The sequence below is a fragment of the Anaerovibrio sp. JC8 genome (assembly GCF_002100115.1).
GTDB lineage: Bacteria > Bacillota > Negativicutes > Selenomonadales > Selenomonadaceae > Anaerovibrio.
This window is the reverse complement of the sequence record NZ_ANBM01000006.1, coordinates 103,921-118,353: the sequence shown is the minus strand read 5'-3', so window position 1 is coordinate 118,353 and position 14,433 is coordinate 103,921. Positions and strand designations below refer to the sequence as shown.

At 42.2% G+C, this 14,433-nt stretch carries 21 protein-coding genes; 14 read left to right on the top strand and 7 right to left on the bottom strand.

Annotated elements, in window-relative coordinates; all coding sequences use genetic code 11:
• Positions 1–34 precede the first annotated feature (34 nt).
• The 3 genes from D081_RS07625 to D081_RS07615 form a co-directional block, all read right to left on the bottom strand.
• On the bottom strand, positions 35–475 hold the full coding sequence (locus tag D081_RS07625) for a Fur family transcriptional regulator (protein WP_085023595.1): 441 nt from the start codon (positions 473–475) through the stop codon (positions 35–37).
• Positions 476–645: 170 nt separating this feature from the next.
• A complete protein-coding gene (locus D081_RS07620) occupies positions 646–1,119 on the bottom strand; it encodes a hypothetical protein (protein WP_085023594.1) in 474 nt (157 codons plus the stop codon).
• A gap of 122 nt (positions 1,120–1,241) precedes the next feature.
• Positions 1,242–1,547 carry a DNA-binding transcriptional regulator gene (locus D081_RS07615; protein WP_085023593.1) on the bottom strand — a complete coding sequence of 102 codons (306 nt, stop codon included), beginning with the start codon at positions 1,545–1,547 and terminating at the stop codon, positions 1,242–1,244.
• Between the two features lie 388 nt (positions 1,548–1,935).
• Here D081_RS07615 and D081_RS07610 point away from each other — a divergent pair, with 388 nt between their 5' ends.
• The 9 genes from D081_RS07610 (at position 1,936) to mutT (ending at position 8,124) form a co-directional block, all read left to right on the top strand.
• Positions 1,936–2,265: a hypothetical protein gene (locus D081_RS07610; RefSeq protein ID WP_085023691.1), complete on the top strand. Its 330-nt coding sequence runs from the start codon at positions 1,936–1,938 to the stop codon at positions 2,263–2,265.
• Between the two features lie 245 nt (positions 2,266–2,510).
• Complete coding sequence (locus tag D081_RS07605) at positions 2,511–2,708, top strand: hypothetical protein (RefSeq protein WP_085023592.1); 198 nt, start codon at positions 2,511–2,513, stop codon at positions 2,706–2,708.
• A gap of 148 nt (positions 2,709–2,856) precedes the next feature.
• Complete coding sequence (locus D081_RS12650) at positions 2,857–3,042, top strand: hypothetical protein (protein WP_085023591.1); 186 nt, start codon at positions 2,857–2,859, stop codon at positions 3,040–3,042.
• Between the two features lie 190 nt (positions 3,043–3,232).
• Positions 3,233–3,472 carry a hypothetical protein gene (locus tag D081_RS07595; protein ID WP_085023590.1) on the top strand — a complete coding sequence of 80 codons (240 nt, stop codon included), beginning with the start codon at positions 3,233–3,235 and terminating at the stop codon, positions 3,470–3,472.
• 12 nt (positions 3,473–3,484) lie between these two features.
• On the top strand, positions 3,485–3,700 hold the full coding sequence (locus tag D081_RS07590) for a hypothetical protein (RefSeq protein ID WP_085023589.1): 216 nt from the start codon (positions 3,485–3,487) through the stop codon (positions 3,698–3,700).
• 19 nt (positions 3,701–3,719) lie between these two features.
• Positions 3,720–3,899 carry a hypothetical protein gene (locus D081_RS07585; protein WP_085023588.1) on the top strand — a complete coding sequence of 60 codons (180 nt, stop codon included), beginning with the start codon at positions 3,720–3,722 and terminating at the stop codon, positions 3,897–3,899.
• Between the two features lie 35 nt (positions 3,900–3,934).
• The gene (locus D081_RS07580) at positions 3,935–4,174 is read left to right on the top strand and encodes a hypothetical protein (RefSeq protein ID WP_143272156.1); all 240 of its coding nucleotides are present in this window, start codon (positions 3,935–3,937) and stop codon (positions 4,172–4,174) included.
• 377 nt (positions 4,175–4,551) lie between these two features.
• On the top strand, positions 4,552–7,701 hold the full coding sequence (locus tag D081_RS07575; RefSeq protein WP_085023586.1) for a DUF3427 domain-containing protein: 3,150 nt from the start codon (positions 4,552–4,554) through the stop codon (positions 7,699–7,701).
• A gap of 27 nt (positions 7,702–7,728) precedes the next feature.
• On the top strand, positions 7,729–8,124 hold the full coding sequence (gene mutT / locus D081_RS07570; RefSeq protein WP_085023585.1) for an 8-oxo-dGTP diphosphatase MutT: 396 nt from the start codon (positions 7,729–7,731) through the stop codon (positions 8,122–8,124).
• Positions 8,125–8,189: 65 nt separating this feature from the next.
• Here mutT and D081_RS07565 read toward each other — a convergent pair whose 3' ends face one another.
• Together D081_RS07565 and D081_RS07560 are read right to left on the bottom strand one after the other, a co-directional pair.
• Positions 8,190–8,468: a helix-turn-helix domain-containing protein gene (locus D081_RS07565; RefSeq protein WP_085023584.1), complete on the bottom strand. Its 279-nt coding sequence runs from the start codon at positions 8,466–8,468 to the stop codon at positions 8,190–8,192.
• The gene (locus D081_RS07560; protein ID WP_085023583.1) at positions 8,469–8,831 is read right to left on the bottom strand and encodes a type II toxin-antitoxin system RelE/ParE family toxin; all 363 of its coding nucleotides are present in this window, start codon (positions 8,829–8,831) and stop codon (positions 8,469–8,471) included.
• Between the two features lie 490 nt (positions 8,832–9,321).
• Here D081_RS07560 and D081_RS07555 point away from each other — a divergent pair, with 490 nt between their 5' ends.
• The 5 genes from D081_RS07555 (at position 9,322) to D081_RS07535 (ending at position 12,269) form a co-directional block, all read left to right on the top strand.
• Positions 9,322–9,807, top strand: coding sequence for an HAD domain-containing protein (locus D081_RS07555; RefSeq protein ID WP_085023582.1), 486 nt, complete (start codon positions 9,322–9,324; stop codon positions 9,805–9,807).
• Between the two features lie 137 nt (positions 9,808–9,944).
• Positions 9,945–10,457 carry a flavodoxin family protein gene (locus tag D081_RS07550; RefSeq protein WP_085023581.1) on the top strand — a complete coding sequence of 171 codons (513 nt, stop codon included), beginning with the start codon at positions 9,945–9,947 and terminating at the stop codon, positions 10,455–10,457.
• A 177-nt stretch (positions 10,458–10,634) separates the two neighbouring features.
• Positions 10,635–11,246 (top strand): helix-turn-helix domain-containing protein, encoded by a 612-nt coding sequence (locus D081_RS07545; RefSeq protein WP_085023580.1) that lies wholly within the window; start codon positions 10,635–10,637, stop codon positions 11,244–11,246.
• A gap of 59 nt (positions 11,247–11,305) precedes the next feature.
• On the top strand, positions 11,306–11,668 hold the full coding sequence (locus tag D081_RS07540) for an arsenate reductase family protein (RefSeq protein WP_085023579.1): 363 nt from the start codon (positions 11,306–11,308) through the stop codon (positions 11,666–11,668).
• Positions 11,669–11,672: 4 nt separating this feature from the next.
• On the top strand, positions 11,673–12,269 hold the full coding sequence (locus tag D081_RS07535; protein ID WP_085023578.1) for a DUF2284 domain-containing protein: 597 nt from the start codon (positions 11,673–11,675) through the stop codon (positions 12,267–12,269).
• Between the two features lie 90 nt (positions 12,270–12,359).
• On the opposite strand, the gene D081_RS07530 is transcribed toward D081_RS07535, so the two are convergent.
• Together D081_RS07530 and D081_RS07525 are read right to left on the bottom strand one after the other, a co-directional pair.
• On the bottom strand, positions 12,360–13,880 hold the full coding sequence (locus tag D081_RS07530; RefSeq protein WP_158087599.1) for an ATP-binding protein: 1,521 nt from the start codon (positions 13,878–13,880) through the stop codon (positions 12,360–12,362).
• A gap of 26 nt (positions 13,881–13,906) precedes the next feature.
• Positions 13,907–14,386 carry a hypothetical protein gene (locus D081_RS07525; RefSeq protein ID WP_085023576.1) on the bottom strand — a complete coding sequence of 160 codons (480 nt, stop codon included), beginning with the start codon at positions 14,384–14,386 and terminating at the stop codon, positions 13,907–13,909.
• Positions 14,387–14,433 lie beyond the last annotated feature (47 nt).

Sequence of the window (14,433 nt, the reverse complement as noted above, 5' to 3'; positions counted from 1 at the left end):
TTCAATAATTATTCTCACTCTTGTCGTTTTAGGGTTATTTCTTATGAGATTTCTTTTCCTGGCACTGACTGCAGAGCCCATAAAGCTCGAAGATATGACCGGTGATCTGAAAGCCCTTCTTGGCGGCTTCCTGCTCGTAAGTGTCAATCATGGGGCAGATATCAATGCATTCAGTGCGGCCGCATTCCGTGCAGACCAGATGATGGTGGTGATGCTCATCATCTACCAGCTCGTATACATTGCCGGAGCTGCGGAAAATCTCGTGGACGATATCCAGCTCAGCCAGCAGGGAAAGATTGCGATAAACCGTATCCAGAGAAACATCAGGCTGCTGCTTCTGGACCTCCTCACGGATCTGCTGGGCAGTGGTGAAGGGCGGGCAGGCAGCCAGGGCCTGCAAAACAGCACGACGTTGTGGAGTTATTTTATAGCCCTTGGCACGAAGGCGGTCAAGGGGCGTTAGTTTTTCCGTCACAGGTTAGTCACCTCATTTTTCATGTTATGCTACATGTCATTATAACCTATTTGTTTAAAAATTTTCCATAGAAGATTCTTCCGTTTATTGTGACGCACGAAAAATCCCCCTAAAGCATCTGGCCAACACCAGTACCTTAGGGGGTATTTTGCTTGGAAATAATTATTATTTTAGCAGTCCTCTGCCTCGACAGTTACCGGCAGATGGCGGGAGCTAAGCACCAGACCACTTTCCTGGCCCTCGTGGTCAGCGAGAATCCCGTCATGGTTGAAGGCTGCCACCGCTGGTGTAATTGGGGCACCTGGCACGAAATCCAGAGCCTTGCCGGCCAGCAGCAGGGAACCCGCTATGGAACCAACCTTGATAAAACGCTGGGTATTGGCATCATCGAATACCGGCTTATCCTCCTTGTAGTTGGAATACATATCCTTGCCCAGATTCTTGGTATCCGTGGCCAGCAGCTTCACACCGTCCACCATGCGGTCCAGCTTGTTGGAAACAACATCAGCCGCCTCCTCGGGCTTCCCGCGGAAAACAGCCTTGCCCACATCCAGAGCCGTACACCCCGTACTGGCCAGACCATAAACCGTATTCTTCACTGTCCCCTTTGCAAGACCTACACCAATTTCAACTAACTTATTCATAAGGCATTTCCCTCCTATGTGCATAGTTACATTTAACTTAGCTATATATTACCCACGGTCCCACGACGGCGCAATAAGGATAGGGTTAATTTAAAATTAAAATTGGCTTAGAAGGGGTAGCCTCAATGAGCAATAGACAATCGATTGGATTTTAGCAATCCCAGTAAACGGGTACTTGGCCCAGAGGGTTTGTTACGGCCCGATTCCCAGGCTTCAACGGTGCGTTTGGATACACCAAACCATTGGGCAAATAGGGCTTGGGTTAGACCAGTGTTGTGACGAATTTCTTTTATGTCCTTTGCGGTGTATTCCTGTAGCGGTTCTATTTCGATGGACAGAGTATTTTCAGTCAGGAATTTTTCTTCAGATTTAGCATTGTCAATGGCTTCATCCAGTGCAGAAGAAAGGATATTAAATGCTTTACTCATGTTGCTCACCTCACAAATTATATTCCAATTCATCAATCTATTTCTTCAATATGTTTCGTTCTCGCGTTGTAAGCGCCGAAGGTCATCATCATCAAAACCCAGCGTTTTCCATGAGTGTTCAAACCATGTACCTAAAACAAATTTACGGGTTATCTTCAATGCGTATCCCTCCAAACTCATTATAATACTATTTAATAGTAGTAGACAAGCCAAACAATAAAACATAAGTTCTACATAAAAATAGAATAACAGAAAAAGTGTTCTATTACAAGGGATAAGTATTAAAAAAATACGTGTTATCTTTTTCAGCAGGAAAAAATCTTATTTTTATTGAATGTATAAAAACAGGTTCAACATATCGGTGGATTTTTCCAGAAAGGATATCATCATGACGAAAAAAATAATTGCACTATTTATGGCCTTGTTGATTATTGCTGTATCGGTTCCGGCCATGGCAGCCACGGTCATAAACAAGGACGGGTATTATAAAGGTATCAGGCTCAATGGGAAGGTAAGAATTGTAGACCATTTCCCGGATATCAAGGTAAAGGTAGTGGATTCTTTTCCGGATATACGGGTGAAAACCGTTGAAGCATTCCCTAATAAAATCGGGGAGTGGCAGTTTGTGGAATATGGCGAGGATTTTACCATTCAATTTGTGGAGAGTTTTCCGGACATTAAAATTAAATTTGTAGATGCATTTCCTGGGGTGGACTGAGGAAAAAATGACATCTATCTGGCATTTTACAGAACATGGTAGAATTGCAGTATTATACTGGTGAAGACATTCCTTACGTGGAATAGGTGAGGTTGATTACATTGTGTTGAATGATGACATAAGCCTTTTCCATACATAGGAATTAAATATAACACTTTGACCAGCATGGGGATATAAAGTACAAAGTTGGCCTGCCATTTACCCTTGAGGAATTAAAGGAATATGAGCAGGATCAGCTGAAGGAAATGAACCTGTCTGAGGATGAGTTGGCACAGGTAGCCGGAGGGAGAGCTCCGGGAGGCAGGAAAATAAAGCTTGATGACACTAAAAATGGCAGCAATGCCTGCGCCTATATAGGGGTAGGAATTGGTTTAACACAAAAGAAGGGGAAAACAGCCTTTTGTATAATTATCGGCGGTTCCAACGGCCCAGTAGCAGGATAATAATGATAGCTTAAGAGTGCAGGCTTCCAAATAATTTTGGAGGCCTGTTTTTATTTTTCCCTCAAATATTTGTAATAGAACACTCTGTCACTCGTATATATAGACAAAGATGATAAAGTCAACTAAGTTACAAAAGGGGGTAATGACAATGTTGAAGAAGATGGAACTTACCAGTTATGAGCTGGAAAAAGTAGCAGGCGGCAGCTTCTGGGATGATGTGGTAGACGTAGTAGACGATGTAGTAGACACTGTTGATGACGTCGTGGATGATGTCGTAGACGTTGTAACAACTCCAGAACCTCCGATCATTACTATTATTGACAAGGTAAGCTGAGCCCCCTGCAACACACCCACCCCGGCTTTGGTTTAATTACCAGAGTCGGGGTATTAATTTCTGCAAAAACTGCAAGAGCATGTAATATTAATACTCAACCCCCTGACAAAACACTTGACATATTATTTTATAAAATATAATCTTGAGAAAAATAGTGGGAATTCCCACATTGAAAAATGGAGATATTACTATGAAAGTATGGAGAGATTATGATGTTCATATCGATAGCAAAAAAAGAGTGACACTAAGAGGCGCAAAATATCATTATTATAATGTCAAGGAATATGAGAATGGCTGCATTATCCTGGAGCCCAGAGAACTTTCTATTCCCAAGGATATTTCTGCAAGAACGTTGAAGGACATGGATAAGGCAATTGCCAATTTTAAGTCTGGTATGGTTTCTGAGCCTATAGACCTTTCAGACTTTTAATGGAGAAATATTATGGCATTTATGATTAGAATGGGAATTCCAGAGATGGAAGAACTATGGAATAAGTTGCGGGAAGATTACAAATCTGGAACTATCAGTAAAAATGATGCTGCATTATATAAAAAATGGGGAAAGGCCTTGAAGTTGCTGTCAGAAAATCCAAGACATCCCAGCCTGCATTCACACGACATTGACCAGCTTACAGAATGCGATAGAATTGCAGCGTGATGAATGGAGGCGAGAGTATATGACTTTGGCATTGGAAATAGAGAAAGAGAAAAAACTGAGCTTGGAAAAGGGCGAAATGGAAGGGCGAGTTAAATCGATAAAAAGCCTTATGGAAAATATGAAGCTTTCTGCCGAGGCGGCCATGGAAGCAATAGGTATTCCAAAAGAGGATTTCTCTAAATATATAACTATGCTTTGATGTCAAAGAGCCGCGATGAATGTGGGCGAGAGTATATGACTTATAAAGGTATCAGGCTCAATGGGAAGGTAAGAATTGTAGACCATTTTCCGGATATCAAGGTCAAAGTAGTGGATTCTTTTCCGGATATAGGGGTGAAAACCGTTGATGCATTTCCTGATAAAATTGGGGAGTGGCAGTTTGTTGAACATGGCGAGGATTTTACCATTCAGTTTGTGGAGAGCTTTCCAGACATCAAAATCAAATTTGTAGATGCTTTTCCTGGGGTTGACTGATGGAAATGAAATAAACTACTGAAGAATTTAAAAAGATTGTTGCTGATATGTCACAGTGGTAACGTCTTAAAAAAATCAACAAAAGTAGAGGCTTTTGCAGTACAGGAAGCGTGTAATGTTCCTTGGTATGATAAAAGCCTCTTTTTGTGTGGATGTTGATGATGACACCAATATTTTATATCGAAGTATTAGGTGGATTATGACTTAGAGCTAGGTGCAATAGTAGTTTGGTATATTTTTGCAGGATTATTAGATTAGAAAAAGAAATATTAACATAGTTGTTAAAATGTTTAGATAAAAAATTGTTACCTAGACCCTTACTAAGTGCTAGTGGATAAGGTGTTCTATAAAATGAAGTCCCCAAAGGAGCGACGCACATGGAATCGGGAATATATGAAGCTTTAATAAATAAAGGAATGCTTAAAGAGTTAAATAAGCGTCCGGATAAATGCAAGAACATACAAGCCATAGATGAGGAAGAAGCGTCAAACATAATTGCAAAATATACAGAGGGTGTTATTAAGGCGGGTTTAGATAATTTATTAGATAAGAAAAAAGGTATTGAAAGTCAGGTTGAGTTGGCTAATAAAATAATCGAACTTATAAAGAATTACACCAGTGATGATTACTATGAAGAAAAAGCAATCACGGGTAAAGGGGAACAGCTATTAGGGCTGCTTGATGAAAATAATGCTGAATTGGCAATAGGTAAGAAAATAGAGAAAATAATAGAACGTCCTGAGACATCTATTGCGGAAAGCAGTTTGTTTACTGGTTCCAGAACGGAGCCACCAATGTTTTCTGAGTTAAAAAAAGAGATTAAAACAGCAACCAGGATAGATATGCTGGTATCTTTTATTAAATGGACCGGCTTACGCCTAATTTTGGAAGAATTGAAAGACTTTACTGAAAAAGGTGGGCAGCTTCGTATTATAGCCACATCGTATATGGGGGCTACAGATGTAAAAGCAATAGAGGCCTTGGCTGACCTTAGAAATACAAATATTAAAATATCTTATGACACCAACAGGACAAGACTTCATGCTAAGGCATACGTGTTTTATCGTAATACAGGCTTTACTACGGCCTATGTTGGTTCATCAAATCTATCCAATGCAGCTATATCAAGCGGTTTGGAATGGAATGTAAAGCTTACCAATAAGGACCAGCCTAATAACATAAAAAAGATAGAAGCTACCTTTGAAAACTATTGGTGTACTGAGGAATTTGAATCATATACTCACGACGATAAGGAACGGTTGACTAAGGCTATTATGGCGGAAAAGTATATCGGTCCTGCTAAGAAAAGAGAGTATATATTTGATATTAACCCGTATTCATATCAACAGGAAATATTGGATAAACTACAGGTGGAGCGGGAGGAAAGAGGTTATTATAAAAATCTGGTAGTAGCGGCAACCGGCACAGGAAAAACTTTAATTTCGGCCTTTGATTACCGCAATTTTAGGAGAAAAAACAAGGGAGGAGCAAAGCTCCTATTTGTTGCCCATAGGGAAGAAATTTTGGAACAGAGTCTCAATGTTTTTCGTGGTGTGTTGAAGGACCCAAATTTTGGTGCACTATTAGTGGGGAGCTATAAGCCGGATAGTGCTGAAAATTTGTTTATATCAATTCAGACCGCAGAGTCCAGGAAAATATATGATAATATACCGGCGGACTATTATGATTTTATTGTGGTGGACGAATTTCATCATGCGGCGGCTAAATCATATCAGAATTTATTAAATACGTTTACCCCCAAAATACTGTTAGGATTAACTGCTACTCCAGAACGGGCAGACGGAAAATCTATTATATCTTATTTTGATGGACGAATAGCGGCGGAAATACGCTTGCCGGAGGCCATTGATAGGAAACTGTTATGTCCTTTCCAATATTTTGGTGTGGCCGATGAGGTTGATCTTAGCAATTTAAAATGGAATAAGGGCGGCTATGATAAGACAGAGCTTAGTAACGTTTATACTATAGAACGTGGGATTGCCGAAAAAAGAGCTGGTCATATTGTAAATTCTATAGGTCGGTATGTCACCAATGACGCAACCATGAAGTGTTTGGCATTTTGTGTTTCGATTGCTCATGCAGATTTTATGGCAGAGTATTTTAATAAACATGGTTTAAAGGCCATATCCTTAAATGCTTCATCATCTGATGAAGAAAGAAATACCGCCAAAGCAAGGTTAGTTTCTGGTGAGATTAAGATAATATGTGTGGTTGATCTTTATAATGAAGGTGTGGATATTCCAGAGGTAGACACAGTATTATTTTTACGTCCAACAGAGTCATTGACAGTTTTTTTGCAACAATTAGGACGCGGCTTACGGTTATCTGAGGGCAAGGATTGCCTTACAGTATTGGAGTTTGTGGGACAGGCAAACAAAAAATATAATTTTGAAGAAAAATTTGCAGCATTACTCTCCAACACAAGACATAGTGTAAAATCTGAAATAGATAAAGGCTTTCCATCTGTTCCGAAGGGATGTTTTATACAATTAGAGAAAAAGACTCAGGAATATGTTCTTAAGAACATCAGCCAGGCATTTAATAATCGAAATGCCATTGTAGCTAGGATAAAGGATTTTGTGGATGAGTCTGGCAAAGAGCTTAACATAAGTAATTTTTTACAATATTATCATCAACCTATCACTACAATATATAAGCGCTACGGCTTTTACCGTTTGTGTGAAGATGCCGGTGTGATAGAGAAATACGATGAGCCAGTTGAGGAGCTACTAATTGCCAAAGCCTTTCCGCGGCTGGTTGGAATTAACTCGAGACGATGGATAAAATTCTTACTTCGCTACCTGTCTAATATAAAGCATACTGACATAAATAGTTTAAGTAGCTATGAAAAGCATCTGGTATGGATGTTTTACGTGACAATTTGGAGTGTGGGTACATTTGACGAGAATAGTCCGGAGGTAAAGATAAATCTCAATAAATTGGCTGATAGCCCGATGATGCTAAGGGAAATAATGGAGATTTTGGAATATAATTTAGACAAGATAGATTTTTTGGATGAGGCAGTTCCATTAAAGTTTAATTGCCCATTAGATTTGCATTGTGCCTATACCAAGGATCAGATTTTGGTCGCTATGGATTACTTTAAAATATCATCTATGAGACAAGGTGTTTTGTATATAAGTGATAAAAATACGGACTTGTTTTTGGTGACCATCAATAAATCTGATAAAGAATATTCACCATCTACCATGTATGATGATTATTTTATCAGTGATGAATTCTTTCACTGGCAAAGTCAGAGTACCACCTCTGATACTTCAAGAACAGGTCAGCGCTATATTCATCATAAGGAGCAAGGGAGCACAATATTACTATTTGTCAGAGATTATAAAAAGAATGAAATGGGCACTACACCTTATACTTTTGTGGGTCCAGTGAAATATGTAAAGCACACAGGAAGTCGACCAATGAATATTACTTGGAAATTGGAACGACCAATTTCTGCCAAAGAGGTTATTGCTCTCGGGAGAAATGTAATGGGATAATAGTTGATAATGATGAGAGGACTAGTAATGAAAACTGTAAATGTTGTTGCTGCTGTAATTAGGAAGGATAATGAAATATTTGCCACCCAGCGTGGATATGGCGAATTTAAAGGCGGCTGGGAATTTCCTGGGGGAAAGATTGAAACTGGTGAAACACCACAGGATGCCTTACGCCGTGAAATAAAGGAAGAATTAGATACTACAATTCAGGTTGGGGAGCTAATCGACACTGTGGAGTATGACTATCCCCAGTTCCACCTTTCTATGCAGGTGTTTTGGGCAAATATAGTAGATGGAGACCTAGTTTTAAAAGAACACCAAGCGGCTAGATGGCTAGAGCTATCAGAAATTGATAGTGTTGAATGGTTGCCTGCTGATTTGAGTTTGGTAGAGAAACTTAAAAAATATGAAAGTGCTGTTTAGATGAAGCATAAAGAAACGCCAGTCTGGGTTCAGACTGGCGTCAGTTTTTACAGAGGCTGAGCGGGTTAATTTATCGAATCAACGATTAATTTCAAACCCAGTGAGCTGGTGATTTTTATAAGTGTATCCAATTTAGGTATTGTCTTATAGCTCTCGATACGTGCTACAGAGGATTGAGGCATATTACAAAGGGCAGCGAGCTCCCTTTGCGAGATTCCTAATTCGTTTCTGCGTGCAATAATAGACGAAATAACTTGAGACAATGCTTCTATTTCCTCTATTTCTTTTTCTCCCTGAGGAGAAGTATTTTTTATGTATTCTTTATAATTATTCCATGTTTTCATCTACTTCCCCATCCTTTCTATGTAATCAGCAATTTCTCTACGGGCACGTTCAATTTCGGATTTAGGTGTCTTTTGAGTTTTCTTTCTAAACTGGTGAAGCAAAACAAAAGTGTCCTCTTTCTGGTAAAAATACAGCACCCTATTATTGCCGGGGCGCAGTTCCCAAATATCATCTACTATGTGCTTGGTTATACTTTCCGGAAGCCACGTGCCATTGTCAGCCAGCAATTGGATATATAATCTTAGTTGTTTAAGTTGAATGCGGGCATCTTTACTTGTTGTGGCTTTAAGTCGTAGTGATTCCATAAAATCCCAGACATCCGATGTACCATCCGCTTTTTCATAGAATTCAACTCTAAACATTTGACAAGCACCTTCTCTTGCTTTATTTAATGATAGCATATTAGCTATCATTATGCAATTATATAAAAATGATTAGGATTTTAATTATATTATATTAATATAATTACAGATTATCAAGTATATTTATTAATATTTTGAGAAAGGCGTTTCATAATTCTGTATTAGATTATTATCGGACTTGTACTTATATCGCCTGTGCCCAGCCAGGGGACTAATCTTAGCGAAAAAAGAGTTGCCCCAAAATGCGACAGCCTTATTTAGCACCAATAATTAAATGTGCAATAGCTTGTCATGCATTTATATATGGAGTACAATTTTGACAAGGCAAATGGTGATTAAAGGATATGAGGTCCATATTCACAAAAAAAGAGCCCCTGTGATGCAAGTTGACCAGACTCATAACAGGGGTTCTTGTACGTTTCATTGATGATTTTCTGGCAGTTTACAGAAAGATGTGGAATATCAGCATTTTGATGGTGAAGGTATTGCTATGTTTTATATATTTTTGGACATCGACGGAGTTTTAAATAAAGAGGTTGACTGGAAAAGACCTTTTACACTCAATAAGAAGTGTGTCAACAACTTCCTGTCATTGTTGGATTACTACAAAAAGAAGAAAAACAGCGCGGCAGTTGTATTGACCTCTTCATGGAAAACAGGCTTCAGTCATGAGGGAAACCATGCTTCCTATGTACGGGAATTATTGGAGGTTTTGAGATCTCATGGGGTTGAAATAGCTGGCACCACATCGGATGAATGCGGTGCAAACAGGGGAAAAGCTGTGGAGCTTTACATAGCCCTACGGGAGATAGGTGAGGCTGATTACGTTGTGCTGGATGATGACAGGAGTCTTTTCCCAACATCGAGATTAAACATATATTACACGGATTCCAGGACCGGCCTGACCAGTGATGACGTAGCAGGCTTAACAGGGGATGATAAACGGCATTGGCACGATATTTTTAAATGGGAATAGCGAAATGGGATAGATGACGTGATAGAAAATGCCATTTTTCTTTACAGGAAATTTACTGCTGGCTGTAGAAACAACCAAAAGGCAAGTCGAAAACTGCTATATGTGTGTATTGTGTGTTATGTATAGGAGGATACTAAATGAAAATTGCAATTTTTAACGGCAGTCCAAGAAAGGTAAATACGGCAGCTATGGTGCAGGCCTTTAGCGAGGGGGCCAAGGCAGCCGGTCATGAGGTAGAGGAGTACCATGTTGGCAAGATGAAAATAGCTGGCTGTCTGGGCTGCGAGTACTGCCACACCAAGGGTGAGGGCACTTGCGTGCAAAAGGATGATTTTGAAAAGCTGCTGCCGGCCTATAAAGAGGCGGATATGGTGGTATTTGCTTCTCCAATTTATTATTTCACCATGACTGCCCAGATGCAGGCTGCCATTCAGCGTGTTTACTGCATTGGCAAGCCGCTTAAGGCCAAGAAGGCGGCCCTGCTTCTTTCCGCCGCTTCTCCTGGAAGCCATGAAGGTTCCATTACCCAGTTCAAGGCCTATATGGCTTATGCCAATATTGAGGTGGCTGGTATTATTACGGCCAGCGGTGAGGAAAATAAGTCCGATGCCAAGATGAATGAAATCAAGGAATTCGCAAAGGGGCTCTAAGCAGAAAAACAGAGTGGAAAAGGCATAGCGAAATGTTATGAATTACAGAAGGCTGCCGCACATGAAAATGTGGGCAGTCTTTTTCTGTCTGCAAGTGTACGATTAAGGCAACTCTACGCAGCGTGGGTAGTGCCCGTCATTTAATTGTGATAGGATTAGGGCATGGGAGGCGGAAATATGGATAAATATGTTACTGGTGCCGTGATAAGAAAGCTTCGTGAGGAACAGAAAATGACCCAGGAGGAGCTGGGGCGGAAAATCTCCGTCAGCAGCAAGGCAATTAGCAAGTGGGAAACCGGGCAGGGCTTTCCGGATATCAGCCTGCTGGAAGTCTTGGCAAGGGCCCTTAATATTTCGGTTATTGAGCTGTTGGCCGGGGCGGATATTCGCAATGAAAACAGGGCTTCCAATATGAAGAAGGTAAAGTTTTACGTCTGTCCGGTCTGTGGCAATGTTATACAGGCCACTGGCGAAGCAGTGGTCAGCTGCTGTGGGATTACGCTTCCGGCCCTTGTGCCGGAGTATATGGATGAGGACCACCGGATCGGTGTGGAGGTGGTGGAGGATGAATATTTCGTCCATCTTGCTCATCCTATGTCCAAGGAGCATTACATATCTTTTATTGCCGCTGTGTCTGACCAGGAAATACAGTTTGTGAAGCTGTATCCGGAGGGAAATGCGGAAGGGCGGTTTAAAATCAGAGGCGTGAAGAAGATATTTGCCTATTGCAATCGGCATGGAATGTATGAGAAGGGTGCAGGAGATTTTGCTTCAGTTGCCGAACATTAAAAAGCAGGTTATCAAATATGAGCCGGTATAGCGGTTTAATAATAATTCGGAGGTGCATTATGAGTAAGCTGACCTTTGTGTGCTATCCGCGGTGCACAACCTGCAAGAAGGCGGAGAAATGGCTGGGGGAGAATGGTATTGAGGTAACGGTGCGGGATATCAAGGAGAATAATCCGTCAGAGAAGGAGCTGCGGCAGTGGCACAAGCTCAGCGGCCTGCCTCTGAAGCGGTTCTTTAATACCAGTGGCTTGAAATACAAGGAGCTGCAGCTGAAGGACAAGCTGCCAGCCATGTCCGATGATGAGCAGTATGCCCTGCTGGCTACTGATGGTATGCTGGTAAAGCGGCCAATACTGGTGGCGAAGGATTTTGTACTGGTGGGCTTTAAGGAGCAGGAATGGCAGGACCAGGCCAAAGGGTAAGGGTATGGATTATTCGGTTAAACATTACATAAAACATCTGCCAATGCAGGTTATGCGGGAGCAATACCAGGATCGTGATAAGCACCTTGGCTATTGCCGTCAGTGTCCGAGATACGACAAAATATGGTCTTGTCCGCCCTTATCCATAGATGTGGAGGAGTTTTTGGGGCAATATTCCTGGGCGTATTTGGTATGCTCCAAAATAAATCTGGATAGTGGCCTGATTCAGTCAACCGCTGGGACGAAAAATATCAACGATATTGGCTGGGATATAATGTCCGCAGTGAAGCTGGATATGGATGACAGGCTGCGTCAACTGGAGGCATCGGTTCCGGGAAGTATTACCCTGTCCGCCACGGCCTGCAATCTTTGTGAGGAATGTACCCGCAAGTCGGGCCTGCCGTGCTGTCAGCCGGACAAGATGCGCTACGCCATAGATGCCTTTGGCTTTAAGATAGTGGATATCACCAAGGACGTGTTTTCTATAGATATCCAATGGACCACGGACCGTCTGCCGGAGTACTACACCTTGGTTCACGGCTTTTTGACCAAGGATGAGGTGTCTGAAGCTTTGTGGAGTGAAATAATCGGCAAGGGCTGAGTTGGAGTAAAAAAACAAAACTGCCGGACATCCAATGGATGCCCGGCTTTTTTATGGGTAAAATTATGTTATTTTAGTATTTAAATAATGTTACTTTTTATTAATATCCGTAATATCAGCGATGTATACGAAGTAAACCAGCCGCTCACCGTCGAATACCTTGTAGCCGATGTCGGCCAGGTGGCGGATTTGGCCGTCCTTGCGGATAACATCGTAATCCACCAGATCAAGATTCATGGAGGAGGATTCCTGCTGCTGGGTGATGGATTTCTGGACCTGCTCAATGTCATTGGCGTGAACCAATGTCTTGAAGGTGCCGCCCACCAGCTGGAGGAATTCTGCTTCATTGGCACAGCCAAATATCTCTGCTGTACCCTGATCGGCGTAGGTGATTTGTTCATCCCAGTCCACATAGTAGATGAAGAAGCCGCACTTGCAGCCCAGATTGGTGTACTTCTTCCGGAAGGTTTCCAGGCCGTCAGTCTGGATGTAATAGGTTTTATGTGCCAGCACATTGAAGATAGTGGCATAGAGCTTGTCCACGTCAAATGGCTTTGCCACATGGGCATTCATGCCTACCAGCAGAGTTTTCCGCTTGTCCTCATCCGATGCATTGGCGGTCATGGCGATAATCGGTATGGTGCTATGGACAGAATCCTTCAGGCGGCGGATAATTTTGGTGGCCTTATGGCCGTCCATGTGTGGCATCTCTACATCCATTAAAATGATGTCATAATATCCAGGTTCCGATCCCCGCAGCATTTCCACACACTGCACGCCGTCAACTGCCCGCTCCACCTTGAAGCCTCTGTCCTCCAGCAGGGCAATGGCAATATCAGCGTTAAGCTCATTGTCCTCGGCCAGAAGAATCCGCATATCATGGGTAATCTGGGTATTTAAGCGGTGAGGAAGGGTGACGATAAAATCGGTGCCTTCACCTTCACGGGTCTTCACCGTTATGGTGCCATCCAAAACATTTACCAGCTCCTTTACGATATGCATGCCCAGACCTGTGCTGAGAATTCCACCGGAGGAAGATGAACCGCCACTGGAGAAGGCATCGAAAAGATGAGGCAGGGCTTCCTGTGGGATACCGCTGCCAGTATCTGAGATGGTGGTTTCGTAAAGGGCATAATCCGGCTTATCACAGTTCAGCTCCCGCACGTTTATGTGTATCTTGCCGCCTTCAGGGGTATATTTGTGGGCATTGCTGATTAGATTCAGCAGGATACCCTTGACCTTGGTAAAATCCACCATGACATCAGGGTGCTTTATGTCGATATTGGTGGAAAAACGAATGTTTTTCCTTTTCATAAGCCCCTTAAATTCCTTGGCAATGGAATTCATGAGGACATTGATATTTCCGTAGGTTTCCTCTACAACGGCGATACCGCTTTCCAGACGGGCGGTGTCCAGAACGTTGTTGATGAGGTTCTGCATGAAGGTGTGGGATTCCCTGATTTTTTTGATGCATTCCCGTGCCTTTTCTTCGTCATCCAGATTATTCTCCAGAGTGTTGGTGAGCTCCGCCATGGCGTTCAGGGGAGTCAGCATTTTGTGGGAGATGTTAAAGAGGAAGGACGTGGTTGCACTGTTCTTTTTCTTGCTCATGGTCATTCTCCTGCATTATGAAATTTTTAATAGGACAGCCAGCTCCCGGTGCTCTTGATGTTGGCCATCATGGCCTCGGTCAGGGCGGTCTGGAGCTGCTTGCTGAGGTTTTGGGTTATTTCCGGATCCATATTGTAGCTATAGAGTGAATTTAACTGGTGGAGCTTAAGCACACCGGTGGTGATGGTGCCAAGAGCTTCCTGGGTGTAGGCCCGCTGATGTCGCTGGGTGTAATTCCGTAGGTACTTCATGGCATCGGCCTGGCTGGACCAGAAAGCATCCTGCAGGGACAGCTTGTACTGGGCCAGATCCACCTGGTCGAGAATAGCATCAAATTCCTGCTGCTCCTTCTGGATTTTGCTCCAGACGTCTGCAAAGGACTTGGTGTCACTGGTTTCATCTGTGGATTTGCTTTTTGGACTTTTGCTGACGCTGCCTATCCGGCTGTTGTTGGCCAGATTGTGCAGCTGCATCAGTATTTCCATGCTGTTATCGATAAAAGCCATAGAAGACCCTCCTTTCCTGCTCTATAGATTATATCGTAAAAAATAGT

Coding starts and splice junctions, on each gene's coding strand:
- D081_RS07585 (WP_085023588.1), top strand. CDS start 3,720: ATGACTTTGGCATTGGAAATAGAGAAAGAGAAAAAACTGAGCTTGGAA.
- D081_RS07575 (WP_085023586.1), top strand. CDS start 4,552: ATGGAATCGGGAATATATGAAGCTTTAATAAATAAAGGAATGCTTAAA.
- D081_RS07595 (WP_085023590.1), top strand. CDS start 3,233: ATGAAAGTATGGAGAGATTATGATGTTCATATCGATAGCAAAAAAAGA.
- D081_RS07560 (WP_085023583.1), bottom strand. CDS start 8,831: ATGTTTAGAGTTGAATTCTATGAAAAAGCGGATGGTACATCGGATGTC.
- D081_RS07535 (WP_085023578.1), top strand. CDS start 11,673: ATGGATTATTCGGTTAAACATTACATAAAACATCTGCCAATGCAGGTT.
- D081_RS07610 (WP_085023691.1), top strand. CDS start 1,936: ATGACGAAAAAAATAATTGCACTATTTATGGCCTTGTTGATTATTGCT.
- D081_RS07555 (WP_085023582.1), top strand. CDS start 9,322: ATGTTTTATATATTTTTGGACATCGACGGAGTTTTAAATAAAGAGGTT.
- D081_RS07525 (WP_085023576.1), bottom strand. CDS start 14,386: ATGGCTTTTATCGATAACAGCATGGAAATACTGATGCAGCTGCACAAT.
- D081_RS12650 (WP_085023591.1), top strand. CDS start 2,857: ATGTTGAAGAAGATGGAACTTACCAGTTATGAGCTGGAAAAAGTAGCA.
- mutT (WP_085023585.1), top strand. CDS start 7,729: ATGAAAACTGTAAATGTTGTTGCTGCTGTAATTAGGAAGGATAATGAA.
- D081_RS07540 (WP_085023579.1), top strand. CDS start 11,306: ATGAGTAAGCTGACCTTTGTGTGCTATCCGCGGTGCACAACCTGCAAG.
- D081_RS07590 (WP_085023589.1), top strand. CDS start 3,485: ATGGCATTTATGATTAGAATGGGAATTCCAGAGATGGAAGAACTATGG.
- D081_RS07620 (WP_085023594.1), bottom strand. CDS start 1,119: ATGAATAAGTTAGTTGAAATTGGTGTAGGTCTTGCAAAGGGGACAGTG.
- D081_RS07545 (WP_085023580.1), top strand. CDS start 10,635: ATGGATAAATATGTTACTGGTGCCGTGATAAGAAAGCTTCGTGAGGAA.
- D081_RS07615 (WP_085023593.1), bottom strand. CDS start 1,547: ATGAGTAAAGCATTTAATATCCTTTCTTCTGCACTGGATGAAGCCATT.
- D081_RS07605 (WP_085023592.1), top strand. CDS start 2,511: ATGAACCTGTCTGAGGATGAGTTGGCACAGGTAGCCGGAGGGAGAGCT.
- D081_RS07530 (WP_158087599.1), bottom strand. CDS start 13,880: ATGAGCAAGAAAAAGAACAGTGCAACCACGTCCTTCCTCTTTAACATC.
- D081_RS07550 (WP_085023581.1), top strand. CDS start 9,945: ATGAAAATTGCAATTTTTAACGGCAGTCCAAGAAAGGTAAATACGGCA.
- D081_RS07580 (WP_143272156.1), top strand. CDS start 3,935: ATGACTTATAAAGGTATCAGGCTCAATGGGAAGGTAAGAATTGTAGAC.
- D081_RS07565 (WP_085023584.1), bottom strand. CDS start 8,468: ATGAAAACATGGAATAATTATAAAGAATACATAAAAAATACTTCTCCT.